Genomic DNA, 22,173 nt, shown 5'->3' with positions numbered 1-22,173 from the left:
AACTACGGACCCTCCCGGCATTCCACACCCGGCTTTTGCTGGGAGGGGGTGAGCGAAGGCTCGGTGGAACCGGTCTCCGGGTTCGGGGAACCGTTCGCGGGCGGCGTGCTGGACGCGCTGCTCGACGCACTGCTGCTCGGCGTGGACGGCGTCGTCGAGGGCGTCGTACTGGTCGACGTCGACGACGTGTCCTTGCACAGCGGCAGCATGTGCTCGGTGCGCAGCAACCGGACCGCGGCGCGCGCGCCGTCGAGGCCGTTGTCGCTGCGGATACCCGCGGTGATGGTCTTGCGACCGGCTTCCTGCAGGTCCTTCAGCGTGATCGGGGTGCAGCCCGTGGATCCGGGCGGGCAGGAGTCCTCGACCTTGGACGACAGCTTGAAGCCGATGACGGTGCCGCTGAGGCCGCGGAAGATCGCGACCTGGCCGTCCTCGGTGGCGCCGACGTAGTACTGGGTGTTGAGCCACAGCTTGCCGCCGACGGCCACCACAGCGGTCAGCAGGAGCAGCACGAAGATGATCGCGAACGCCTTGATGGCGCTGCGCTTCTTGCGCTTCGGGTCCTGCGGAGGCGGGGGAGGCGCGTCCATGCGCTGCGGCATGGGCGGGCGCTGCTGCGTGATCGTCGCCGCTCGCGAGGCCGCGGAGTCCGGCGGAGGAGTGTGGTCCTCGCTGCCGTCACCGGCCGCGCCGCCGACGATCGGGTAGTCGTCGCCGAAAGCGACGTCCTGGACGTCCGCCACGATCACCGTGACGTTGTCGGGACCGCCGCCCTTGAGCGCGAGCTCGATCATCCGGTCCGCGCAGGCCTGCGGGTCCGGGATGCGGATCGCCTCGTCGAGCGTCTCCAGGCTCACGACACCGGACAGACCGTCCGAGCAGAGCAGGAACCGGTCGCCGGCACGCGCTTCGCGCACCGTGAGGCTGGGCTCGAAGTCGTGCCCGGTGAGGGCGCGCAGCAGCAACGAGCGTTGCGGGTGCGTGGCGGCCTCGTCCGGGGTGATCCGGCCCTCGTCGATCAACGACTGGACGAACGTGTCGTCGTGCGTGATCTGCGCGAAGGAGCCCTCCCTCAGGAGGTACGCGCGCGAGTCGCCGATGTGCACGAGCCCGAGACGGTTGCCCGCGAACAGGATGGCCGTGAGCGTGGTGCCCATGCCCTCCAGGTCCGGGTCGCTCGTCACGAGCTCGGAGATGGCGCCGTTGCCACTCGCGACCGCGTCGCGCAGCTTGCCGAGGAGGTCGTCGCCAGGCTCGTCGTCGTCGACGTGGGCCAGCGAGGCGATGACCACCTTGCTCGCGACTTCACCGGCGGCGTGGCCACCCATGCCGTCGGCTACTGCGAGCAGGCGGGGGCCCGCGTACACGGAGTCCTGGTTGTTGGAACGAACCAGGCCCCTGTCGCTTCGGGCCGCGTATCGAAGAACCAAGGTCATGAGCGCAGCTCGATCACCGTTTTGCCAATGCGGATCGGGGTGCCGAGAGGTACGCGCAGGGGTGCGGTGACCTTGGCTCGGTCTAGGTAGGTGCCGTTCGTGGAGCCGAGATCCTCCACGTACCAGTCGGTGCCGCGCATGGACAGCCTCGCGTGCCTGGTCGACGCGAAGTCGTCGTCCAGCACGAGAGTGGAGTCGTCAGCACGGCCGATCAGGATCGGCCTGCCGTCGAGTGAGATTCGGGTGCCGGTCAGCGCCCCGTGGGTGACCACGAGTTGCCGCGGCGCCTTGCTTCCCCTCGCCGACTTCTCGGACCTCCGGAAACCGGGCAGACCTGACGCCCGGAGCCCTGAGGCTGCGTAGAGATCAGAGCGGACCACACGTAGGGCGGCCAGCACAAAGAGCCAGAGGAGCACGAGAAAGCCCGCTCTGGTCAGCTGCATCACCAGCTCTGGCACCGGTTGTAACCGCTCCTGCCTTGAGTTGCTTACCGACGCCCGTATCGACCTCTAGCCCGCGGTGCGGAAAACCAGCGACGAGTGGCCGATGCGGACGACGTCGCCCTCCGCGAGCTGCCAAGTCTGCACTGGCGTGCCGTTCACCGTGGTGCCGTTGGTCGAACCGAGATCAGCGAGCATCGCATTCTGCCCGTCCCACGAAATTTCCAGGTGGCGCCTGGAGACTCCGGTGTCCGGGAGGCGGAAGTCGGCTTCCTGCCCACGTCCTACGACGTTTCCACCCTGCTTCAGGTTGTACGTGCGGTTGGAACCGTCGTCGAGGTGCAACGTCGCGTTGAGCTGACGGTTGGCGCCCTGGGTGGCCGGCGGGGCGTATCCGCCCTGGTTGTAGCCCTGGTCGTAGCCGCCCTGCTGGCCGTAGCCCTGCTGCTGGCCGTAACCCTGGTCATAACCGCCGGCCGGCTGCTGGCCGTAACCCTGGTCGTAGCCGCCGCCCTGCTGGCCGCCGGCGTAACCCTGGTCGTAGCCCTGCTGGCCGTAGCCCTGCTGCTGGCCATAGCCCTGGTCCTGGCCGTAGCCCTGCTGCTGCTGGCCGCCGGCGTAACCCTGGTCGTAGCCCTGCTGCTGCTGGCCGTAACCCTGGTCCTGGCCATAGCCCTGCTGCTGGCCGTAACCCTGGTCGTAGCCCTGCTGCTGGCCATAGCCCTGCTGGCCGTAGCCCTGATCTTGTCCTTGCTGGCCATAACCCTGCTGCTGGCCGTAACCCTGCTGGTCATAGCCCTGCTGCTGCTGGTCGTAGCCCTGCTGGCCGTAGCCGCCCTGACCATAAGGGTCCTGGCCGGGCTGGCCCTGTCCTTGTCCGTAGCCGGGTGGCTGGCTCATGGGTCGGTCTCCTGCGGTGCGAGGTGGTGCTGACCGTCGGCTGGCCGCTTTCACGTCGGGGTCGACGGACGAGCTGGTTCGGAACTGTCCGGTGTGCAGCGCCTCGGAGCGCTCCAGGGAGACTACGACGTCACCATAGGTATCCCATCCGGACTCGGCCAGGTGCTCTCGCAGGCCCTCTGCGAGAAGCTGTGTGATGCGTAGTTCATCCTGCTCGTCGCCCGCAAGACGTTCGTGGTCCTGAGGTCCGAGGAGCACCTTGTAGTGGTTGGGGGCTAGCAGTCTGCCACCCGCGAGTTCGCGGATGTTGCTGTCACCCTCCCGTTGCAGTGCCTGTGCCACCTCTTGGGGCACCACGCTGCCGCCGAACACGCGCGCGAAGGTGTTGCCGACGAGACCTTCGAGCTTGCGCTCGAAGCGTTGCAGGCCCATGTCGACTCCTTCCGCTCGGCCGGGCTCCTGTACCGATCGTATCCGGGTACGACCGCACCTACAGGGGGCGATTAGGAACCTGGTTTGGGCGCGTGCTAGTGTTTCCAACGTCTCCAGGGGCAAGTGGCGGAATGGCAGACGCGCACGGTTCAGGTCCGTGTGTCCGAAAGGACGTGGGGGTTCAACTCCCCCCTTGCCCATAGAAAAGACAGCTGGAACCCCCCTCGCGGAATCGCGAGGGGGGTTCTTTCGTTGAACCGGCAGTATCGGATTCCTTGATCCAACAGGTGATGTCTGTCACTCGTTCGGGGGTCGGCATGTGGGCGATAGCGGCGGCGGATTTCGGTGCGGAGCTCGAGCTGGTCGAGGTTCCGGAGCCGGTGGCGGGCCCGAACGAGTTGAAGGTGCGGTTGTTCGCGGCGAGCGTGAACCCGTTCGACCGCAAAGTCGTGAACGGGATGCTGCGGAGTTCCGCGCCTCATCAGTTCCCGCTGGTTCCCGGAACTGATGGTGCGGGTGAGGTTGCAGGTTCCGGAGAGAGGATTTTCGGCACCTTCTTCCACCGTCCCGTCGGCGGCGGAACATACGCCGAGTACGTCACAGTTCCGGCCGGGAACGCGTTGGCTCCGTTGCCGGACGACATGGATCCCGCGGTCGCCGCCGCATTGCCGACGGCGGGAATGACGGCATTGCAGTTGGTCGAGTCGCTCGGGGCCGCGGAATCCGTGCTGATCGTCGGTGCTTCCGGCGGTGTGGGGTCGTTCGCCGTCCAGATCGCTCGTGCGGCGGGCAAGAGGGTCATCCCGATCGGTCGTGGCGACACCCTCGTCGAGGCCGACGCCCTGATCGACCTCGTCAGCGCCGACCGTTCGTCGTTCGAGGCGAACGCGCGCTATGCGCCGCTGGCCTTCAACACCAACTACGTCTCCGCTGATCAGGCGCAGAACTTCGGCATGAAGGGCTCGCGGGAGACGTTGGTGCGGCTGGCGTCGATGGTGCAGGCGGGGGACCTGGAAGTGCCGATCGCCCGGCGCGTGCCGTTGCGCGAGGCAGCCGATGTTTTCGCAGGTCACGGGCCTGGCAAGACCGTGATCATCATGTAGGTGGTCGTTCTGGCGCGGTGAACGGTCGACGGACGGTGACCGGTACCGCTGACCGGCTTTTTGCCCCCACGCCTGGCGCACACACCCTGAGCAGGTCTTTTGGTGCGTCCATACGGATTAACGTCACCCAGACGGCAGCACCGTAGGACCGAACTCCCCTCACCACTCCTCGACCGGTCACCGACCGGTCGGCGCCGTCGATCGCAGGGGGTCCTGTGGCCTGGGGGCGGGCCGCGCGCTTACTGCTAATTCTTTATCCAGAGCACGAGTCGAAACGCGGCGGATCTCCCGCCGCGGGTGACGAGGAGGCACTGGCGTGAGCAGCACCCCAGCAAGGATCGCGGCACTCGACAGCTCGAACGGTCTGTCGACCACCCCGGTCCCGGTTCCGGAACTGCCCGCGTCCGTCGAGGAGTTGGCAGCCGCTGCGGCGATCCGCCTCGGCTGGCACGGCGTGGTTCTCCCCGAAATGGTCCTGATGGGCCGCAAGGTCGTCGTCGTGGCCGAACTCCTGGCCGATGCCCACGCCGAGCGCGTGTGCGTGGGTGCGGGCCCTGAGGCCGACAAGACCACCGTCTCCACGTGGGTGTGGCCGGAGATGGAAGGCCGCGTCCCGCCGGCCGCCGTGCGCATCGTCGGCGTCCTGGCCGTCGCCCGCCACTGGCGCACCGCGCTGGCCTCCGCCGTCCCCTTCGCCCGCTACGGCAACGCCGCGGTCGTCCTCCCCGAGTCGGTCGCCTTCTCGCACGACTACCTCGCGAACTGCCTGCCGCGCGTCCGCCGCTACGGCGTCTCCGTCCTGCTGGCCGACGACGAGAAGGACCTCTCGGTCGACGTGTCCGGCCGCCAGGAGAACGCGCCCGCCGAGGACACCGCCATCACCCGCTGGGTCAACGAACTGGTCTACGAGCAGGTGCTCGCCACCGCGTCCTGATCCACGCGTCGTGCTGGTCGCCGCTCACTGATCTACGGTCAGAACCATGCGAGTAGTGATAGCCGGCGGACACGGGCAGATCGCGCTGCTTCTCGAGCAGCAGCTGGCCACCCGTGGAGACGCCGCCACCGCGCTGGTCCGGAACCCCGATCATTTTGGTGACGTGCAGGAAGCCGGAGCCGTTCCGGTGTTGTGCGACCTGGAGTCCGCTGATCTGGACTCGGTCGCCGCGTATTTGAACGGTGCTGACGCGGCTGTGTTCGCCGCTGGAGCTGGTGCCGGATCTGGTGCCGCCCGCAAGGACACCGTGGACTACGGGGCCGCTGCGCTCTTTGCCTCTGCTTGCGTCGAGGCGGGGGTGCGGCGGTTTGTCCAGGTTTCTACCGTCGGGATCGAGTCTGCTGACTCGCCTTCTGTGGATCCGGAGTTCGCGGTTTATCTCAAGGCCAAGAAGTTGGCTGAGGATGATTTGAAGGCTCGGGATCTGGATTGGACGATCTTGCGGCCTGGGCCGTTGGTGGATGATGCGCCTACTGGGCTGGTCACCTTGGCTGCGCCTCGGTTGCCTCGGGCTTCTGTTACCCGTGCTGATGTTGCCGCTGTGTTGGCGGAGTTGCTTGACGCTCCCAACACGATCGGCAAGACGATCGAGCTGGTGAACGGGGAGACGCCGGTTGCTGAGGCTGTTCGGGCTGTTCTTTGATGGCGCTGCTTTCGCAGCGTTCCCCGGTTGCTTGCGGCGGGTTGCCTTGCGTGCTTCCTCTGGGGGCTCTGCCCCCAGACCCCCGGCAATCTGATCGGGGGGTGGCGCCGTGGGCGGGTTGATGGCACGCCTGTTGCGTTGGGCGGCTGCGCGTTGCTTTGAGGGTTGCGTTGGCGGTGGGGTCCCGTCACGAGCCGCACCAAGAGCGGGCCACATGCAAGGAGGGGTGTCAAGCGGACGAAAAGCGTGTCCGCTTGACACCCCTCCTTGCATGCAGCAAGAGCTATGGCGCGACTCGTGACGGGACCCCACCGCCCTGACCGCGCGGTAAGGACGGCTCGCCTTCGGCTTCGCGGGTGGGCTGGCGACTAGCCGAGTACGCGGTCCAGGTATGCGTTGGTGAAGGTTCGGTTCGGGTCTACCTCGTTGCGTACCCGTAGGAAGTCGTCGAAGTGTGGGTACAGCGGGCGGAGTTCCGTTGCGGTGAGGTCGTGCATCTTGCCCCAGTGTGGGCGGCCGCCTACCGATGCCGCGATGCTTGCGTACGCGTCGAAGAAAGCCTTGTACTGCATGCCTAGTGCCTGGTGCATCGAGATGTAGGCGGTGTCTCGGCCGCTTGCCGTTGAGAGCCAGATGTCGTCGGCCTGGGCGATGCGTACTTCGCAGGGGACGATCAGGTGGTCGCGCTCGCCCAGTTTGTTCGCCACGGCGCGGAGTTCGCCGATTACGTCCATCAGGGTTTCGCGGGGGATGGAGAACTCGGTCTCCACGAAGCGGACTCGCCTTGGGGTCACGAAGACGTTGTGCGAGTAGTCCGAATAGGACCGTTCGGAGATCAGTGAGCCGCAGAGTTCGTTGAGGCGCTTGGTGTAGCGCGGGAAGGTCTTGGCCACCTTGGTGACCGCGCCGAACGCCGCGTTCTCCATGACCTCGTACTCCCACGTCTGCCTCAGCTTCGACAGTGGGCGGGCCGGTTCGGTGATCCTGTTGTTGCGCTTGAGGATCACGCGGTCGGAGTGGGTGAACCAGTGGAACTCGACGTGGTCTTCGACTGCGCAGAGGTCGTCGAACTGTTCCAGGACGGCGTCCAGGCGGCCTGGGGATTCTGAGGCCTGCAGTACGAATGACGGGACGCACTGGAGGGTCAGGGTGCTGATGACGCCCAGGGCGCCGAGGCCCACTCTGGCTGCGTTGAAGAGGTCTGGGCGTTCGGTGCGGTTGCAGGTCACCACCTGGCCGTCGGCCAGGACCAGTTCCAGTTCCACGATCGCGGTGGCCAGGACGCCCAGTTTGCCGCCGGTGCCGTGGGTTGAGGTGGAGACGGCGCCGGCGACTGTCTGGGCGTCGATGTCGCCCAGGTTCGGCATCGCGAGGCCCAGGCGGTGCAGGTCGGCGTTGAAGGCCCAGAGAGGTGTGCCGGAGCGGACGGTTACCAGGCCCGTTTCCGTGTCCGCGCGTACGATTCCCGTCCATCGGTCCAGGTCAAGCGCTACTTCTGGGGCGACGGCGATGTCGTTGAACGAGTGGCCGCTGCCTCGCGCGCGTACTCGGGAGGCGGAGAGGATCGTTGTGGCGATCTCATCCGTGCTGGACGGGTGGACTACGCGCGCCGCGCACGAAGCCGTTTTAGCCCAGTTCGTCCACACGCGAACCTCCACGAGAGAGTGTGACCTGCGAGTAACGTAAGTGAAAGCTCTTCACGTTTCAAGGGTTCAGGACGTACCGTCAGGGCATGCGCAGAACTCGACTCGATGCCGCGACGAAGGATTTGGATCCTCCGTTCGCGATCGTCGACCTGGATGCCTTCGACCACAACGCGGCGGACCTCGCCCGTCGCGCTGCCGGTCATCCGATCCGGGTGGCGAGCAAGTCGATTCGGGTGCGCGAGCTGGTGAGCCGGGCGCTCGAACGGCCTGGGTACGCCGGGGTCATGTGCTACTCGCTGGCCGAGGCGCTGTGGTTGTCGGAGCAGAACGTCAGCGAGGACCTGCTCGTGGCGTACCCGACGGCTGACCGGGCGTCGTTGCAGAAGCTCGCGGCCAACGAAACCGCACGTCAGCGCGTCACGATCATGGTCGACTCCACCGAGCACCTCGACTTCGTGGACGCGGCGATCGGGCCGCACGCCGACATCCGGGTCTGTTTGGAACTGGACGTGTCGTGGCGGCCGTTGCCGGGCGTGCACATCGGTCCGCGCCGGTCGTCGATCCACACGCCGCAGCAGGCGAAGGCCCTGGCCGCCAAGATCACCCAACGCACCGGCTTCAAGCTGGTCGGTGTCATGGCGTACGAGGGGCAGATCGCCGGGCTGGGCGACAACCCGCCCGGTCAGCCGCTGCGGGCGCTCGGGATCCGGTTCATCCAGTCCAAGTCCGGGCCCGAGCTGGTCCAGCGCCGCACGGCCGTGGTCACCGCGGTCCGGCAGGTCGCCGACCTGGAGTTCGTCAACGGTGGTGGCACCGGCAGCCTGGAGCTGACCGGGTCCGACCCGTCCGTCACCGAGCTCGCGGCCGGGTCTGGACTTTTCGGGCCTACGTTGTTCGACGGCTACCAGGGGTTCAAGCCGGAACCCGCCGCGCTCTTCGCGTTGTCGGTGGTGCGCAAGCCGACCAAACGGGTCGCCACGCTCTTCGCCGGCGGCTACATCGCGTCCGGGACGCCGACGCCCGACCGTCAGCCGTCGCCATACCTGCCGTCCGGGCTGAAGACGCTCAGCCTCGAAGGCGCGGGCGAGGTGCAGACGCCGGTCACCGGCAAGGCGGCGGAGCAGTTGAAGATCGGCGACCGCGTCTGGATGCGGCACGCCAAGGCCGGCGAGCTGTTCGAGCGGTTCGACGAGGTGCACCTGGTGCACGGTGATCGCATCGAGCGCACCGTGCCCACGTACCGCGGCGAGCGCCGCAACTTCGGCTAGGCGGGCAGTCGTGACGACAGGTAACCCCTGACCAAGGCCCTCGCTTCGGTCAGGATCGCCTGATCGCCTGTCGGGTTCTTGCGGAACGCCATCTTCATCACGGCGTCGGCGGCCTCGACGGCGATCGCGATCGGCAGGCCGACCTCGCCGAACGGGATGCTGAACTTGCCCGAGATCAGCTCCGAGATCTTGTCGGAGATGACGGCGTTGTTGTCGCGGCGGTCGTCGAGCAGGCGCATGTCCACGACGTCACCGAAGTGCAGTTTCCCGAACGCGGGGATCTCGCGGTGCATCGTCACGTAGACGTCGAACACGGTGTCCACGGCGTCCCACCAGTGCTCGAGTGTCGCCTGCTCGAGCCGTTCGGTGATGCCCTGGGAGAACTTGTCGACGTTGCGCAGCGTCAGTGCCTGCACGACGGCTCTCTTGTCGGGGAAGAACTGGTAGAGCGAACCGACCGCCACGCCCGCTCTCTCCGCGATCAACGTCGTGGTGACGCCGTCGTAGCCCACCTCGTCGATGAGAGTCGCGCACGCCTCGAGCATGCGCTCGACTCTCTTGGCGCTGCGCTGCTGGACGGGCTGACGGCGAAGCGGGGTGGTGCTCGTCACGGCGACTCCCAGTAGTTCGGGTACTTCCATCTTGCCTGTTGCGCGGCTCTTTCACTTCCCTGAACCTGCCAACACGCCTACGATCCGAACAAGTTTCACATTTGGAGGATCGATGAGCGACTTCCTTTGGGGAGTGTCGACGTCCGCGTTCCAGATCGAGGGCGCGTTCACCGCCGGCGGCCGTGGCCCCTCCGTGTGGGACGAGTTCTCTCCAGTACACGAGAACCAGGACGCTTCCGTTGCGTGCGACCACTACAACCGGTGGCGTGAGGACGTTGCGCTCATGACGCAGCTCGGCGTGAACGCGTATCGGTTCTCGATCGCGTGGCCGCGCATCCAGCCGTCCGGCAAGGGACCTGTCAACGCCGAGGGCCTCGACTTCTACGACCGTCTGGTCGACGCGCTCGTCGACGTCGGCATTGCCCCCGTGGTGACGTTGTACCACTGGGACACGCCCTTGGAGCTGGAAGCGGAGGGCGGGTGGCTGAACCGGGACATCGCCGACCGGTTCGCCGACTACACGGCGCTGGTCGCGGACCGGCTCGCCGACCGCGTGAAGATGTGGATCCCGATCAACGAGCCCGCGATGGTGACGTTGCAGGGTTACGCGATCGGTGAGCACGCTCCCGGCAAGACGTTGCTCTTCGACGCGTTGCCCACCGCCCACCACCTGAACCTCGCCCACGGCCGTGCGGTCGAAGTGCTCCGTTCGCACAACGCGCAAGCGGTTGGCACAGCGAACAACCACACGCCCGCCTGGCCGGTTGGGCCGAATGACGTAGCAGCCGCCGAGGCGTACAGCGAAATCCACAACTGGATCTACGCGGACCCCATGCTGTCGGGCCGATATCCCGACGCAGTCGCCGAGCTTCTGCCTATCGCCGATGGTGACCTGGCCACGATCCACCAGCCGCTCGACTTCTACGGCGTGAACTACTACAACCCGACGCGGCTGAAGTCGCCGTCCGAGGGCAATCCGCTGCCGTTCGAACTGGCGGAGATCGACGAGTACCCGCTCACCGGTTTCGGCTGGCCGATCGTGCCGTCCGGGCTGACCGAGATGATCAACGCACTGCGCGAGCGGCACCCCGGCCTGCCGCCGGTGCACGTGACCGAGAGCGGCTGCAGCTTCCCCGACGAGCTCGCGGACGCCGACCGGATCTCCTACCTCGACGGACACCTCAAGGCAGCGCAGGCAGCCGACGTCGCCGGGTACTTCGTGTGGTCACTGCTCGACAACTTCGAGTGGGAAGCCGGATATTCGCAGCGGTTCGGCCTCGTCCAGGTCGACTACGAGACGCAGCGACGCACGCCGCGCGACTCGTTCCACTGGTACAGAAAGGTGATCAGCGGTGAGTGAAGCCCTCGCTGAGCCGGTGGTGCGGGTTCGCCGCGGCTGGATGGCCTGGTTGTTCTGCGCGAACCTCGGGTTGTGGCTGGCGGTCTACGCGCCGATCCAGGTTCTGCTGCCGCAGCAGGCCGAACTGCTCAACAAGGCGAACAAGGAGCTGGTGTTCGGCATCGTCACCGGCTTCGGCGGCCTGGTGTCGCTGCTGGTCGTGCCGTTGATCGGGTTCCTGTCCGACCGCACGACCTCGCGGTTCGGCCGCCGCCACCCGTGGACGCTGGCCGGAGCTGTCGTCGGCGCCGTCGGTCTCGCCGTGCTGGCCAACGCACCGTCGGTGGTCGTCATGACCATCGGCTGGTGCCTGGTGCAGGCGGGCATCGGCGGAATGCTCGCCGCGCTGACCTCGGCCGTGCCCGACCGGGTGCCGGTCGAGCAACGGGCCCAGGTCGGCGGGCTCATCGGGATCAGCCAGATGCTCGGCACCGTGCTGGGCGCGGTCGTGGTCACGCTGCTGGTCAGCGGACTTCAGGCCGGCTACCTGGCGTGCGCGGTCATCGTGCTGGCCGGCGCCATCTTCTTCGTCCTGCGCACGCCCGACACACAGCTCGTCGTGAAGCCGGTGCGGCCGACGTTCTGGATCTCGCCGAAGCAGCACCCCGACTTCGCGTGGGCGTGGGGCGGGCACCTGATGATCAACCTCGGCAACGCGTTCGGCACCCTCTACCTCCTCTACTTCCTCGGCGACGTGGTCCACCACGAGTCGCCCGAGGACGGTCTGCTGGTGCTCATGGCGCTCTACGGGGTGGCGCTCGCCGCAGGAGCAGTGCTGTTCGGCGCACGGAGTGATCGTTCTGGCCGCCGCAAGCCGTATGTCTACGGCGCCGCGGCCGTGATGGCGCTGGCGGCGTTGATCCTGGTGATCTGGCCAACCTGGACCGCCGTTCTGATCGCCTCCCCGCTGCTCGGCGTCGGCTTCGGCACGTACTGGGCCGTCGCGATCGCGCTGCTCACCCAGGTGCTGCCGGCCGCGTCCGACCGGGCCAAGGACCTGGGCGTGCTCAACGTGGCCAACGCGTTGCCGCAGGTCATCGCCCCCTTGCTGACCGCGTTGATCCTCGCCAACCTTGGCGGTTACCGCGGTCTGTTCGCGGTGTCCGCGCTGGCGACGACGCTGGCCGCGGTGTTGATGAGTCGAGTGCGATCGGTGGTCTGATGCAGCTGTCGGGCAAGAAGGTTCTGGTCACGGGGGCGTCCCAGGGAATCGGCGCGGAGGCGGCATTTCGGTTCGCCGCTCACGGCGCGCACGTCCACCTGGTGGCCCGTAGCGCCGAACTGCTCGATCTACAGGTCAAACGGATCACGGAGTTCGGCGGCTCGGCGACCGCTCATCCGGCCGATCTGGCGGACGCCGGGCAGATTCGCGCACTCGCGGAAGAGGTTCCCGCGCCGGATGTGCTGGTCAACAACGCGGGCGTCGGGCGCTGGCTCTTCCTCGACGACACGTCGGCGGACGAGCTGGTCACCATGACCGCCGTGCCGTACATGGCCACGTTGCTGCTGACCAGGGAGTACCTGGGCGCCATGCGTTCCAGGGGTTCCGGCTGGATCGTCAACGTGAACTCGCCGGTGTCCCGCCTGCCGATTCCCGGCTGTGCCGGTTACCAGTCGTCGCGGTGGGCGCTGCGCGGACTGACCGCGTCGCTGCGCCTTGACCTGCGCGGAACCGGCGTCGGGATCAGCGAAGTGGTGCCGGGCAAGGTTTCCAGCGAGTACTTCAACAACAACCCCGGCGCCGAGGAACGGATTCCGGCGATCGCCCGGATGATCCCGACGGTCACGCCTCAGGAGTGCGCGAAGGCGATCGTGGACGCGGTGGAGAAGGAACGTGCCGAGCACCTGTTCCCGTGGCAGCTCAAGGCGTTCGAGCTCTCCGGCCGGCTGTTCCCCGGCCTGACCTCGTACCTGACCTGGAAGACGGGTACGCACCGCTAGAAGACGTGAAAACGGCCCTTGCCTGCGCGGGAGGTGCAGACAAGGGCCGTGGTTGGTGACCGCGGACCGACGACGGTCGGGGAGGGAAGGTGCACGTCACCGGCCCGCGGGAATCTGTGGAGTTGTAAAGCTGACCGGGGCCCGCGATGTAGCGGTCGGGGGTTCGCACATCGCGGGCCACCGGTCAGTAGGCGGTTTGCAGACCTGGTCGTGTCGGGGGGACGCCAGGTCAGTCGCAAACGCCCGTTAGTGGGCTCGAGCCACCGCGCGGCGGGACCGGGTGACAGGAGGAGTCACCGGGGCCTCGCGCAGATGGCGAGCCGGGCGCGGGGCGAGTCCGCCCGCAACCAGGTGTTCGTACGCGGCGCGCCACACCGAGCAAGGTGACTTCTGCTGGCGCCAACGGCCGGAACATTCGGGGCAGTTGCCCTTCTCGTCCGGCTCGTGCGCTGCCAGCAGAGCACGCCATCCCTCGGTCAGCCGAGGGAGCTCGGATCGAGCCACCGACAGGAGGGACGGGGCGTCAGCGCGGCTCGCCAGCTCTGTGAGCAGGTCGAGGCGTTCCCACACAGCGTTGCGAAGAACCTGTCCGAGGATCGCGTCCATCGAAACGTCACCGTCACCTTTCCGCCTGGTCGGCGGCTTCGCGTAGCGCAGCCCTGAGCTGTACGAGCTGGTCGTGGGACAAGACTGCCGTCTCCCCGGGAGGGCCTACCAGGACCACTTGGCCCTGAACGACCTTCACGGTGAGCTGGCGGTCCCGGTCGACCACGTCGCCGCAGCTGATCTGCCACGTCCGACGTTGCCCGGTCATGCCGCGCCATGTGGAGTCGGTGTCACCCGTCTCCACAATGGAGGTGGAGCCTGAGGAGGAGCTGTCCACTATTAGGTCGTTCCTCTCCGTGCTCACTCGCTTACCGGAATCTAGATTGCGATGATTCATGCCGGAACGGGACGTCACAGCGCCCACCGGTGGAAGTCTTACGGTGAGCGGTAAGCGGTGTTCGGTAGAGCCGATCAGCTCCGCCGAAGAGGACTTCTCGGGCTCGGGGACCTGCCCCTAGTCTGCCGATGACGCCCAACGGACTGTGAGGGTGCGCGATGAACACCATGAGTTCCCAGGGCTCTCCGATCCCCACCGAGGTGTGGGACCACCAGGAGATGCGGGACGCACTTGCCCGACGAGAGATCAGCTCGGTCTACCGGCTGCTCCGAAGGCACGGCGTGTCCCAGCGCCAGATCGCGGCGCTCACTGGGCAGTCGCAGTCCGAAGTCTCGGAGATTCTCAAGGGACGCCAGGTGATGGCGTACGACGTCCTGACGAGGATCGCCATTGGCTTGGGTGTCCCACGTGGATACATGGGTCTCGCCTATGACGAGACAACGGCAGTAAGGGTGGCCGCAGCTGCGGACTCACCCCATCCTGAGGAGGAAGAGTCGGTGAAGCGTCGGAAGTTCCTCGCGCACGCCGCCGCCGTGACAGTGGGCGCGGCCGTGTTCGGAGCGGACTCCGGGTCGTGGGTTTCACACCCCACACAGACTCCGGCTCCGGGACGCATCGGCATGACGGACGTGCGGCAGGTCGAAGCGGCCACCCGTGCTCTGCGTGCCCTCGACTACCAGTACGGCGGCGGCTCCTGTCGTGACGCCGTGGTCGCCCAGCTGTCCTGGGGACAGCAGATGCTCGGCGCGAGCTCCACGGACATCGTTCGCCAGCGGCTCTTCGTCGCCCTGGCAGACCTGCACAACCTCGCCGGCTGGACGTCGTTCGACACGGGCCTGATGGACTCGGCCCGCAACCACTTCGGTCAGGCGCTCGACCTCGCCAAGCAGGGCGAGAACGAGGCGCTGATGGCGAACATCCTGTACCGCATGGGTCGCGTGTACTTGCACCAGAACGCCCCGGACGACGCGCTGAAGGTGTTCCAGCTGGGTCAGCTGGCCGCGCAGAACTCCGGTTCCGAGCTGGCGGTGGGCATCCTGTGCGCGAACGAGGCCTGGGCCTACGCGAAGATGGGTTCCGACGAGCAGGCGCTCAAGCTGCTCGGCTGCGCGCGTGACGAGTTCTCCCGCGCGGACGTCGTCGAAGCACCCGCCTGGGCGCGGTTCTTCAACGAGATCGACCTCTCGTCGATGATCGGCACGGTGCACACCGAGCTGGCCCAGTCCGTGGACGCCAAGTACGCCCGCACCGCGATCCCCTACCTCTCGAAGGCGATCAACAGCTTCGGCGACGACATGGCTCGGAGCCGGTCCTTCAACCTCACCTCGATGTCGATCAACCACCTCATCCAGGGCGACGTCGACCACGGCGCCAAGGTCGGTGGCCAGGCCGTTGACCTGTCCGAAGGCCTGAAGTCGGTGCGCACGAAGCAGCGCATGGAGCCGCTTCGCCAGGAGGCCGAGAAGCGCCGCAACAACCCCGAGGCCCGTGAGCTGGCCGAGCGCGTCGCACGTTTCACCGGGGCTGACAGCGCCGCCTAGCAGCAATCTCGTTTGGGTCCTATAGCACCACGATCGGATGGCGTGGGACACGAACCGGTAACGCCAGGACCTTCGCACACGAATGCAGCATCGACGGGCGAGAAATCCACGCCTAAGGTGCGGCAGGTCGGGGCGAAGGACGAGGTGCGGCGCGTGAGCCTTACTCGGAGGTGGCGTTCCAGGAGAGCGCTGCGGTCCGCGCAGTTGCTCGACGAGGTGGTGGACACCCAGCTACCGCTGCTGGCGGGCTTTGACGAGGAGCGACGGCGACGATCCGCCGACTACCTCGCCGAGCTCGTGGCGCTGGCTCAGGACTACCGCTACTACGCCAACGGCTGGATCGACAGCCGTGAGCTGGACCGCCGCGGTCAGCGGACGATGAACCGGCTGGCGCGCATGCGCGAAGAATCTTCGGCTCGACTGATCACCGACTAGTCCGTTCGTGCGCAGCTCGTCGCGCCGATCGGACCACTCGCCGAGTCCGGTCGAAGTTGTGGATGTTTCACGTTGAACATTGCCCCTCACCAGGGCACGGTCCCGGCGTCGTCGAACAGGCCGCCGGTCGGACCGTCGTCGGGCAGGGTGGCCAGCCTGATAGCGGCCCTCGCGCCATCCGCGGGAGTACTGGTGCCCTGGAAGCCGTTGAGGTCGGTCGCCACGTAACCGGGGCAGGCGGCATTGATCTTGATGTTCGGGAGCTCCTTCGCGTACTGGACGGTCAGCGCGTTCAGAAACGCCTTCGACGGCGTGTAGGTGCCGTTGACCTCGCCGAACTCCACTTCCGGTGTGGTCTGCAGCGTCAGTGACGCCAGGTGGCTCGACTGGTTGACGATCCGCGGCCGTGTGGAACGGGCCAGCAGCGGCAGCATCGCGTTGGTGACCCGGACGACGCCGATCACGTTGGTCTCCAGCACCTCCCGCAGGCTTTCCGGTGTGGCGGCGGACGGCGCCGCAGGCCATGCTCCGGCGATCGCCGCGTTGTTGACCAGCACGTCGAGGCGGCCGAACCGTTCCTCGAACAGTGCTGCCGCTGCCTGGACGCTCTCGTCGTCGGTCACGTCCAGCGGCACGGCGAACGCGTCGACGCCGTTCGCGCGCAGTTTCGCCACTGCCTCCTCGCCACGCCTGGCATCTCTCGCGCCGACTCCGACAGTCATCCCGAGGCCAGCCGCGATTTCGTAGCCGATGCCCTTGTTCGCGCCGGTGACCAGCGCGATCGTCTGTTCGCTCATGCACTTGATCGTGGTCGGCGGCGTCGTCAGAACCAACATCACTTCGGTCTGGCACCGATACCCGGCGGATATCGATACGGTGGCCGGGTGGAGACCAGAGAGCTCCGGTACTTCGTCGCGGTGGCGGAAGAACTGCACTTCGGCCGCGCCGCCGACCGTCTCGGCATCGCCCAGCCGCCGTTGTCGCGGACGATCGCCCAGCTCGAACAACGGCTCGGCGTCGCGTTGCTGACCCGCACCAGTCGCAAGGTCTCGCTCACCGACGCGGGCGCGGTGCTGCTGGCCGAAGGCAGGGCGATCCTCGGGGCGGTGGCCGCCGCGGAGAGGCGCACCCGCAACGTCGAAAGGCCTTCGCTGGTGCTGGCTGCCAAGGCAGGTGGTTCCAGCGAGCTTCTGGCGAAGCTGCTCGACGCCTACGCCGCCGAACCCGGTGCGGTCGCCGTCGACCTGCTGTTGTGCGAGACGCACACCCGGAAACCGCTGCTCGACGGCCGGGCGGACGTGGCGATCCTGCACGAGCCGTACGACTCGACCGCCGGACTCGACGTCGAGCCCCTGCACACCGAGAGCCAGTTCGCGATCCTCGCGACCTCGCACCCGCTGGCCGGCGCCGGGCAGCTGCGGATGGCCGACGTCATCGACCTGCCGGAACTCGTGCGCTGGCCGGAGCCCGACGGCAGCTACCTTCCCGGCCCCGGCGTGGAAGTGCACAACCTGACGCAGCTGTTCCAGATGATCTCGCTCGGTCGTGCGGTCGCGGTCATGCCGGAAGTCGTCCGCACCGGCCTGCTCGAATGCCTGGCCGCGGTACCGGTGATGGACGCGCCGAAGGTGACGACGGTGATCGCGTGGCCACCGCACAGCAGGTCGCGTGCGGTCGCCGCCCTGGTGCGGGTTGCGACGGGGTTCAGCTGACCGGAGCGCGGCTCAGGATCACGGCGAGCCCGAACGCGACGCCCATGATGGTCACCTCCAGGATCGCCCACTGCACGATCGCGGTGACCTTGTGCTGGGAGATCTTCGGCAGCAACCGCCACCGGATGTGCGCGCCGAGCACCGCGATCAGTCCCGCGCACACGGCCTTGCCCAGGAACAACAGGCCGTAGCCGGTCGTGAACAGCGACTGCGGGAACGGCACGACGGGGTTGAGGATCAGCTCCAGCAACCCGTTGAACAGGCCCGTGACCGCGACGACGATCAGGCTGACCGTCGCGATCTTCGAGAACTTCGGCAGCGCGATCGCCAGCAGTCCCTTGCGGTAGGCGACCAGCGCCATCAACGCGCCGAGCCCGCCGGTCCACGCGGCGGCGCCCAGCACGTGCAGCTCCATGGAGACCATCGAGTAGTCGTGGTACTTCCAGTTGGAGGCGTGCCCGGTCACCGGGATCGGCAGCAGTCCGAACATCGAGATGAGAATCCGCAGCTCAGCGGGCACGGACTCGCCGCTGCGCACGGCCATCACGCCGACGATCAGGTAGACGAACGCGCAGGAAGCGCTGAACAGCAGGCCCTTCCCGGCGCCCACGTTCGCGATGTACTCGACGGCGTTGCCGATGCTGACGTCGCTGCCCGGCCGCAGTTCGGCAGCCTGCAGGACGATCGCCAGCAGGGCCGCGACCACCCAGACGGCGGCGGCGATCACCGCGGCCGGCCGGGCGATCCGCATCACCGGTTCGGTGTGAGTGGGCCGGTCGAAGCCGAGCAGCTTCGGCAGGATCGACAGCCCGACGACGATCGTCGCCGAGATGTCGAGCAGCACCCGTGTGACCGGCAGGCCGTACCGGACCGCCGCCCCGGCGTCGACGACCCCGGCGACCACGACGGGTGGTGCCAGCACGAGGCCGAGCGCGATGCCTCCGAGTGCGCCGAACACGAGTCCGGCGAGCACGCGGTAGTGGGTGGGGGCGGCGGTCCGGACGTCACTCATGCCTTCGCGCCTCCGCCACGCAGGGCGAAGAACACGCCACCGCCGAGCAGCACCACGGCGCCGACGATCCACACCCAGATGGGCAGGCCGTCGCTCGAACCCGAGTCGCCGGTCGAGGCGTTGGCGTTCGCCGGCGTGGTGGGCGTGCCCGCGCCGTCCTTGGTGAGCGTGAACGTCAGCTCACCGGAGACGGGGTGCCCGTCCGCGGACAGGATGCGGTAGCCGATCTTGTACTCGCCGGCCTTGCCCAGGGCGTTGACCTTCGCGGACACCGCGGTGTCCTTGATCGTCGGGTCGCCCGCGACCTCGTAGTGGCCGCCGTTCGCGTCGACGACCGAGATCGTGTTGATGCCCTGGCCGCCCTGCACGTCCTGGTCGAACGTCAGCGTGATGGTCGAGGGACCGACCTCCAGCGAGGTCTTGTCCTTCGGGTCACTGCTGATCAACGCGTTGTGCGCCGCCGCGGGGGCGGCCGTGGCGAGCACGGCCGCACCAGCGAACAGGAACGCGATCAGAGCGCGCTTCATGCCTTGCGCCGCGAGCGGAGGATCGCGCCGACACCGAAGCCGAGGCCGAGCGCACCGACGGCCAGACCGGCGCCACCGAGGTAGCGAGCGGTCTTGTCGGAACCGGCGACGGACGCCTCGTGCGTGTCGGTGCTGTTCGCGGCCGGGGTCGTGCCGTGGCCACCGTGGCCGTCGTCACCGGCCGCCTTCGGGGCGAGCTTCAGCGCGGGGGCCGGGTGCTCCGGCTCCTTGCCGTCCGCACCGGCGGCCTGGGCCCAGTCCACGACCTCGCCGTTCTCGTACGTCTGCTTGGTCGGAAGCTCCAGCTTGTCCTTGCCCTCCGGCAGGGTGCCGATGGCGACGAAGAACTCCTGGTACTCGTTGACGTTGATCTTCACACCGGGCTCGGCGGTCCAGGTGATCGTCTTGAACGCCTCGGTGACCTCCTTGCCGGCGATCGTCACGGGCTTGTCGAGCTTGCCCTTGACGACCTCGGCCTTCCAGCCGGCCAGCGGCTTGGTGCGCACCGACGTGAGCGGGGTGTCCTGCGGCAGCGTCACCTCGATCTTGGTGGTGCCGGCGTTGTCCCGCTCGTTCGGGACGCGGAACGCGAAGGTGGCGCGGCCGCCCTGGGTGAACTCGGCCGGCTGGGCGCTGACGTGCGCCGATGCGATGGTCGGGGTGCCGAGCACGGCGAAGCCGGCCACGGCGAGAACGGCGAGCGTGCGCACGCCAAATCGATTTGTAGACATGAAGTTGTGGCTCCTGATGCCAAAGGGGGTCTGCAGAGGGATACGGATGATCAGGAGTCACAAGGCGGGCCGCGCCGCCCGTTCGCACGCGACAGCTCCAGGTGGTGCGCGTTCTGGAGGTACGGCGTGCTGGGGAACGTCCGCATCGGCGTGGTGACCGGCAGCGGCGTGAGCCTGCGGGGGATCAGGCGGGTGACGGCGGCGAACAGCCTGAACAGGGCGTTCTCGGCGTGGAACAGCAACAGCCCGGTCAGCGTGGCGGCCATGAGGTGCGCCACGAACATCTGCCCGGTCAGCGTGTTGGTGTGCTCGTGGTTGACCCAGGTCAGCAGCAGGTGCTGGGCGAGCTGGGCCGTGCCGAGCCCGGCGATGACCGAGAGCCTTCCGGTGCGCTTGTCGGCCAGCGATGCCGCCGCGAACGCGATCAGCACCACCAACGGCAACGCGTGGATGAACTCGGAGACCTCGCCGCCGCCCAGCCCGTGGGCGGTGATCGTGAGCGCGGCAGACGTCAGCGCGAGTGCGGCACCGCGAAGGGTGCGCAACTCACTCGTCCGGGTGCTCACGAGAGTTGAGGGTAATCGGAGGAGTTTGCCCCGGTCTATGAGTGGGTATCTAGGGCCGCATGACCGTTCAATGCGACAAGCCGGGCCGTACCGACCGGGTTGTGTTCGGCGTTGCCGCAGGTCTCACGCTTGCGTTCGTGACCTGGGGAATCGTCGGTACCGAGAGTTTGGCGTCCGCGTCGAAAGCGGCGCTCGGCTGGATCATCCAGCATCTGGGATGGGCCTTCGTGCTCTCCGCCACCGGGTTCGTGGTCTTCGCGTTGTGGCTCGCGTTCAGCCGTTACGGCAAGATCCCGCTCGGTCAGGACGACGAGAAACCCGAGTTCAAGACCGTGTCCTGGGTCGCGATGATGTTCAGCGCGGGCATGGGCATCGGGCTGATGTTCTACGGCGTCAACGAGCCGCTGACGCACTTCGTGAAGCCGCCGCCCGGCTCCGACGGAGATCCGTTGGAGACCGCGATGGCGACCACCCTGTTCCACTGGACGCTGCACCCGTGGGCGATCTACGCCATCGTCGGCATCGCGATCGCATACAGCAGCTTCCGCAGGGGCCGATCCTCGCTGATCAGCTCGGCCTTCGCGCCGCTGCTGGGCAAGCGCGCCGCTTCTGGCTGGGGCCGCGCGATCGACGTCATGGCGATCTTCGCGACCCTGTTCGGCTCGGCCGCCTCCCTCGGTCTCGGTGCCCTGCAGATCGGGAGCGGGCTGGAGGCGGCCGGGTGGGCCGGCGACGTCGGCAAGGGCGTGCTGGTAGCGATCATCGCGATCCTGACCGTGGCGTTCGTCGCGTCCGCCGTCTCGGGCGTCGCCAAGGGCATCCAGTGGCTGTCGAACATCAACATGGTGCTGGCCGTGGTGCTGGCGCTGTTCCTGTTCGTCGTGGGCCCGACCGTGTTCATCCTGAACCTGCTGCCCACGGCCCTCGGCGACTACTTCCGCGAGCTCGCGACCATGGCCGGCCGCACCGCCGCCTCCGGTGGCGACGCGACCGAAACCTGGCTGTCCGGCTGGACGATCTTCTACTGGGCGTGGTGGATCTCGTGGACGCCGTTCGTCGGCATGTTCATCGCGCGGATCTCGCGTGGCCGCACGATCAAGCAGTTCGTCGCCGGCGTGATCCTGGTGCCGTCCGCGGTGTCGCTGGTGTGGTTCGCGATCCTGGGCGGCACGGCCATCTTCGAGCAGCGCAACGGCGTCGACCTCGCCGGTCAGTCCACTCCGGAATCGCAGTTGTTCTCGCTGCTGGACCAGTTCCCGCTGGCCGCCGTCGCCGGCGTGATCGTGATGCTCCTGGTGGCGATCTTCTTCGTGTCCGGAGCAGACGCCGCGTCGATCGTGATGGGAACGCTCTCCCAGGAGGGCACCATCCGGCCGACCAAGCCCGTGGTGATCTTCTGGGGCGTGGTGACCGGTGCCGTCGCGGCCGTGATGCTGCTGGTCGGCGGGTCCGATGCCCTGACAGGGCTGCAGAACCTGACGATCATCGCGGCGCTGCCGTTCATGGTCGTGATGATCGGGCTCTGCGTCTCGCTGGCCAAGGACCTGCGCTCCGACCCGATGATCAGGCGCGAGGAACGGGTCGCCGAGGTGATGGAAGAAGTTGCTGACAGTTATCCACAGATCGCCGAACGGCAGCCCGCTGCCTCACGTCAAGATGCCCGCGTAGGTGGCTTCGTTGCCTCAGGGGAAATGCCCGCGACGGAGAGGCCTCGGTAGGGCTTGACCGGGAAGTATTTCCTGGTCGCTTCGGTGGCGAGGACGTCGATAGGTGTGGATCTCGCGGCGGATCGCCGCGGGGTTGAGCCGGGTCCGGTCAACCGCCGGCGTCTACCGGCCGGGGCATCCATGATCGCCCACACCTTCCGCAGGGCCACGAGTTCTGCGGGTCACG

At 67.4% G+C, this 22,173-nt stretch carries 23 protein-coding genes and 1 tRNA gene; 12 read left to right on the top strand and 12 right to left on the bottom strand.

The features are described 5' to 3' along the window. Nucleotides 1-2: 2 nt before the first annotated feature. From BM417_RS18095 to BM417_RS18085, 3 genes are read right to left on the bottom strand one after another with little or no spacing between them, the layout of a single operon-like run. On the bottom strand, nt 3-1,436 hold the full coding sequence (locus BM417_RS18095) for a PP2C family protein-serine/threonine phosphatase (protein ID WP_093595030.1): 1,434 nt from the start codon (nt 1,434-1,436) through the stop codon (nt 3-5). Further along, complete coding sequence (locus BM417_RS18090; protein WP_030465595.1) at nt 1,433-1,894, bottom strand: FHA domain-containing protein FhaB/FipA; 462 nt, start codon at nt 1,892-1,894, stop codon at nt 1,433-1,435. The genes BM417_RS18095 and BM417_RS18090 overlap by 4 nt, the downstream gene beginning before the upstream one ends. A gap of 51 nt (nt 1,895-1,945) precedes the next feature. Next, complete coding sequence (locus tag BM417_RS18085) at nt 1,946-3,208, bottom strand: DUF3662 and FHA domain-containing protein (protein ID WP_093595027.1); 1,263 nt, start codon at nt 3,206-3,208, stop codon at nt 1,946-1,948. 117 nt (nt 3,209-3,325) lie between these two features. Between BM417_RS18085 and BM417_RS18080 the strand changes: the two genes are divergently transcribed. From BM417_RS18080 to BM417_RS18065, 4 genes are all read left to right on the top strand, one after another. Further along, nucleotides 3,326-3,408, top strand: a tRNA-Leu gene (locus BM417_RS18080). A 90-nt stretch (nt 3,409-3,498) separates the two neighbouring features. After that, the gene (locus tag BM417_RS18075) at nt 3,499-4,311 is read left to right on the top strand and encodes an NADP-dependent oxidoreductase (RefSeq protein ID WP_143138696.1); all 813 of its coding nucleotides are present in this window, start codon (nt 3,499-3,501) and stop codon (nt 4,309-4,311) included. Nucleotides 4,312-4,627: 316 nt separating this feature from the next. After that, nucleotides 4,628-5,245 (top strand): hypothetical protein, encoded by a 618-nt coding sequence (locus BM417_RS18070; RefSeq protein ID WP_089928501.1) that lies wholly within the window; start codon nt 4,628-4,630, stop codon nt 5,243-5,245. A gap of 46 nt (nt 5,246-5,291) precedes the next feature. Next, nucleotides 5,292-5,948 (top strand): NAD(P)H-binding protein, encoded by a 657-nt coding sequence (locus BM417_RS18065; RefSeq protein ID WP_093595021.1) that lies wholly within the window; start codon nt 5,292-5,294, stop codon nt 5,946-5,948. 368 nt (nt 5,949-6,316) lie between these two features. Here the strand turns inward: BM417_RS18065 and BM417_RS18060 are convergent, their stop codons facing one another. Beyond that, on the bottom strand, nt 6,317-7,594 hold the full coding sequence (locus BM417_RS18060) for a D-arabinono-1,4-lactone oxidase (protein ID WP_245821982.1): 1,278 nt from the start codon (nt 7,592-7,594) through the stop codon (nt 6,317-6,319). Between the two features lie 86 nt (nt 7,595-7,680). Here BM417_RS18060 and BM417_RS18055 point away from each other — a divergent pair, with 86 nt between their 5' ends. After that, nucleotides 7,681-8,862, top strand: coding sequence for an amino acid deaminase/aldolase (locus BM417_RS18055; protein WP_093595015.1), 1,182 nt, complete (start codon nt 7,681-7,683; stop codon nt 8,860-8,862). Here BM417_RS18055 and BM417_RS18050 read toward each other — a convergent pair. Then, entirely contained in the window at nt 8,859-9,503 is a 645-nt protein-coding gene (locus tag BM417_RS18050) for a TetR family transcriptional regulator (RefSeq protein ID WP_093595012.1), read from the bottom strand. The two genes, BM417_RS18055 and BM417_RS18050, sit on opposite strands and share 4 nt — an antisense overlap. Before the next feature lie 82 nt (nt 9,504-9,585). Between BM417_RS18050 and BM417_RS18045 the strand changes: the two genes are divergently transcribed. The 3 genes from BM417_RS18045 to BM417_RS18035 are packed head-to-tail and all read left to right on the top strand — an operon-like array spanning nt 9,586 to nt 12,813. Beyond that, nucleotides 9,586-10,833, top strand: coding sequence for a GH1 family beta-glucosidase (locus tag BM417_RS18045; protein WP_093595009.1), 1,248 nt, complete (start codon nt 9,586-9,588; stop codon nt 10,831-10,833). Between the two features lie 40 nt (nt 10,834-10,873). Then, nucleotides 10,874-12,034, top strand: a complete 1,161-nt coding sequence (locus tag BM417_RS18040) for an MFS transporter (RefSeq protein WP_093596169.1) — start codon at nt 10,874-10,876, stop codon at nt 12,032-12,034. Beyond that, nucleotides 12,034-12,813 carry an SDR family NAD(P)-dependent oxidoreductase gene (locus BM417_RS18035; RefSeq protein ID WP_093595006.1) on the top strand — a complete coding sequence of 260 codons (780 nt, stop codon included), beginning with the start codon at nt 12,034-12,036 and terminating at the stop codon, nt 12,811-12,813. The genes BM417_RS18040 and BM417_RS18035 overlap by 1 nt, the downstream gene beginning before the upstream one ends. Nucleotides 12,814-13,059: 246 nt before the next feature. Here the strand turns inward: BM417_RS18035 and BM417_RS49215 are convergent, their stop codons facing one another. Both BM417_RS49215 and BM417_RS18025 read right to left on the bottom strand, forming a co-directional pair. Then, a complete protein-coding gene (locus BM417_RS49215) occupies nt 13,060-13,419 on the bottom strand; it encodes a hypothetical protein (protein ID WP_030480258.1) in 360 nt (119 codons plus the stop codon). Between the two features lie 13 nt (nt 13,420-13,432). Continuing rightward, the gene (locus BM417_RS18025; RefSeq protein ID WP_093595003.1) at nt 13,433-13,723 is read right to left on the bottom strand and encodes a hypothetical protein; all 291 of its coding nucleotides are present in this window, start codon (nt 13,721-13,723) and stop codon (nt 13,433-13,435) included. 191 nt (nt 13,724-13,914) lie between these two features. Between BM417_RS18025 and BM417_RS18020 the strand changes: the two genes are divergently transcribed. Continuing rightward, a complete protein-coding gene (locus BM417_RS18020; RefSeq protein ID WP_093595000.1) occupies nt 13,915-15,297 on the top strand; it encodes a helix-turn-helix transcriptional regulator in 1,383 nt (460 codons plus the stop codon). A gap of 153 nt (nt 15,298-15,450) precedes the next feature. Next, nucleotides 15,451-15,732, top strand: coding sequence for a hypothetical protein (locus BM417_RS18015; RefSeq protein WP_093596166.1), 282 nt, complete (start codon nt 15,451-15,453; stop codon nt 15,730-15,732). A gap of 86 nt (nt 15,733-15,818) precedes the next feature. Here BM417_RS18015 and BM417_RS18010 read toward each other — a convergent pair whose 3' ends face one another. Next, entirely contained in the window at nt 15,819-16,529 is a 711-nt protein-coding gene (locus BM417_RS18010; protein WP_093596163.1) for an SDR family oxidoreductase, read from the bottom strand. Nucleotides 16,530-16,616: 87 nt separating this feature from the next. On the opposite strand from BM417_RS18010, the gene BM417_RS18005 reads away from it, so the two are divergent. Beyond that, nucleotides 16,617-17,444, top strand: coding sequence for a LysR family transcriptional regulator (locus tag BM417_RS18005; protein WP_093594997.1), 828 nt, complete (start codon nt 16,617-16,619; stop codon nt 17,442-17,444). On the opposite strand, the gene BM417_RS18000 is transcribed toward BM417_RS18005, so the two are convergent. From BM417_RS18000 to BM417_RS17985, 4 genes are all read right to left on the bottom strand, one after another. Continuing rightward, a complete protein-coding gene (locus BM417_RS18000; RefSeq protein ID WP_093594994.1) occupies nt 17,437-18,456 on the bottom strand; it encodes a copper resistance D family protein in 1,020 nt (339 codons plus the stop codon). The two genes, BM417_RS18005 and BM417_RS18000, sit on opposite strands and share 8 nt — an antisense overlap. Beyond that, nucleotides 18,453-18,983, bottom strand: a complete 531-nt coding sequence (locus BM417_RS17995) for a copper resistance CopC family protein (RefSeq protein ID WP_093594991.1) — start codon at nt 18,981-18,983, stop codon at nt 18,453-18,455. The genes BM417_RS18000 and BM417_RS17995 overlap by 4 nt, the downstream gene beginning before the upstream one ends. Further along, on the bottom strand, nt 18,980-19,693 hold the full coding sequence (locus tag BM417_RS17990; RefSeq protein ID WP_245821980.1) for a YcnI family copper-binding membrane protein: 714 nt from the start codon (nt 19,691-19,693) through the stop codon (nt 18,980-18,982). Before BM417_RS17990 ends, BM417_RS17995 begins: the two co-directional genes overlap by 4 nt. Nucleotides 19,694-19,764: 71 nt before the next feature. Then, complete coding sequence (locus tag BM417_RS17985; RefSeq protein ID WP_143138695.1) at nt 19,765-20,280, bottom strand: hypothetical protein; 516 nt, start codon at nt 20,278-20,280, stop codon at nt 19,765-19,767. Between the two features lie 59 nt (nt 20,281-20,339). Between BM417_RS17985 and BM417_RS17980 the strand changes: the two genes are divergently transcribed. After that, on the top strand, nt 20,340-21,998 hold the full coding sequence (locus tag BM417_RS17980; RefSeq protein WP_093594982.1) for a BCCT family transporter: 1,659 nt from the start codon (nt 20,340-20,342) through the stop codon (nt 21,996-21,998). Nucleotides 21,999-22,173 lie beyond the last annotated feature (175 nt).

It is taken from the genome of Lentzea waywayandensis, assembly GCF_900115955.1.
Taxonomy (GTDB): Bacteria; Actinomycetota; Actinomycetes; order Mycobacteriales; family Pseudonocardiaceae; genus Lentzea; species Lentzea waywayandensis.
Note: the sequence above shows the minus strand (reverse complement) of the source record. Positions and strands in the feature narration are given on the sequence as shown.

Bases quoted from the DNA above. Each gene is read 5' to 3' on its own strand.
- BM417_RS18095 (WP_093595030.1), bottom strand. From the start codon at position 1,436: ATGACCTTGGTTCTTCGATACGCGGCCCGAAGCGACAGGGGCCTGGTT.
- BM417_RS18085 (WP_093595027.1), bottom strand. From the start codon at position 3,208: ATGGGCCTGCAACGCTTCGAGCGCAAGCTCGAAGGTCTCGTCGGCAAC.
- BM417_RS18075 (WP_143138696.1), top strand. From the start codon at position 3,499: ATGTCTGTCACTCGTTCGGGGGTCGGCATGTGGGCGATAGCGGCGGCG.
- BM417_RS18065 (WP_093595021.1), top strand. From the start codon at position 5,292: ATGCGAGTAGTGATAGCCGGCGGACACGGGCAGATCGCGCTGCTTCTC.
- BM417_RS18055 (WP_093595015.1), top strand. From the start codon at position 7,681: ATGCGCAGAACTCGACTCGATGCCGCGACGAAGGATTTGGATCCTCCG.
- BM417_RS18050 (WP_093595012.1), bottom strand. From the start codon at position 9,503: ATGGAAGTACCCGAACTACTGGGAGTCGCCGTGACGAGCACCACCCCG.
- BM417_RS18045 (WP_093595009.1), top strand. From the start codon at position 9,586: ATGAGCGACTTCCTTTGGGGAGTGTCGACGTCCGCGTTCCAGATCGAG.
- BM417_RS18040 (WP_093596169.1), top strand. From the start codon at position 10,874: ATGGCCTGGTTGTTCTGCGCGAACCTCGGGTTGTGGCTGGCGGTCTAC.
- BM417_RS18035 (WP_093595006.1), top strand. From the start codon at position 12,034: ATGCAGCTGTCGGGCAAGAAGGTTCTGGTCACGGGGGCGTCCCAGGGA.
- BM417_RS49215 (WP_030480258.1), bottom strand. From the start codon at position 13,419: ATGGACGCGATCCTCGGACAGGTTCTTCGCAACGCTGTGTGGGAACGC.
- BM417_RS18020 (WP_093595000.1), top strand. From the start codon at position 13,915: ATGAACACCATGAGTTCCCAGGGCTCTCCGATCCCCACCGAGGTGTGG.
- BM417_RS18010 (WP_093596163.1), bottom strand. From the start codon at position 16,529: ATGAGCGAACAGACGATCGCGCTGGTCACCGGCGCGAACAAGGGCATC.
- BM417_RS18000 (WP_093594994.1), bottom strand. From the start codon at position 18,456: ATGAGTGACGTCCGGACCGCCGCCCCCACCCACTACCGCGTGCTCGCC.
- BM417_RS17995 (WP_093594991.1), bottom strand. From the start codon at position 18,983: ATGAAGCGCGCTCTGATCGCGTTCCTGTTCGCTGGTGCGGCCGTGCTC.
- BM417_RS17980 (WP_093594982.1), top strand. From the start codon at position 20,340: ATGACCGTTCAATGCGACAAGCCGGGCCGTACCGACCGGGTTGTGTTC.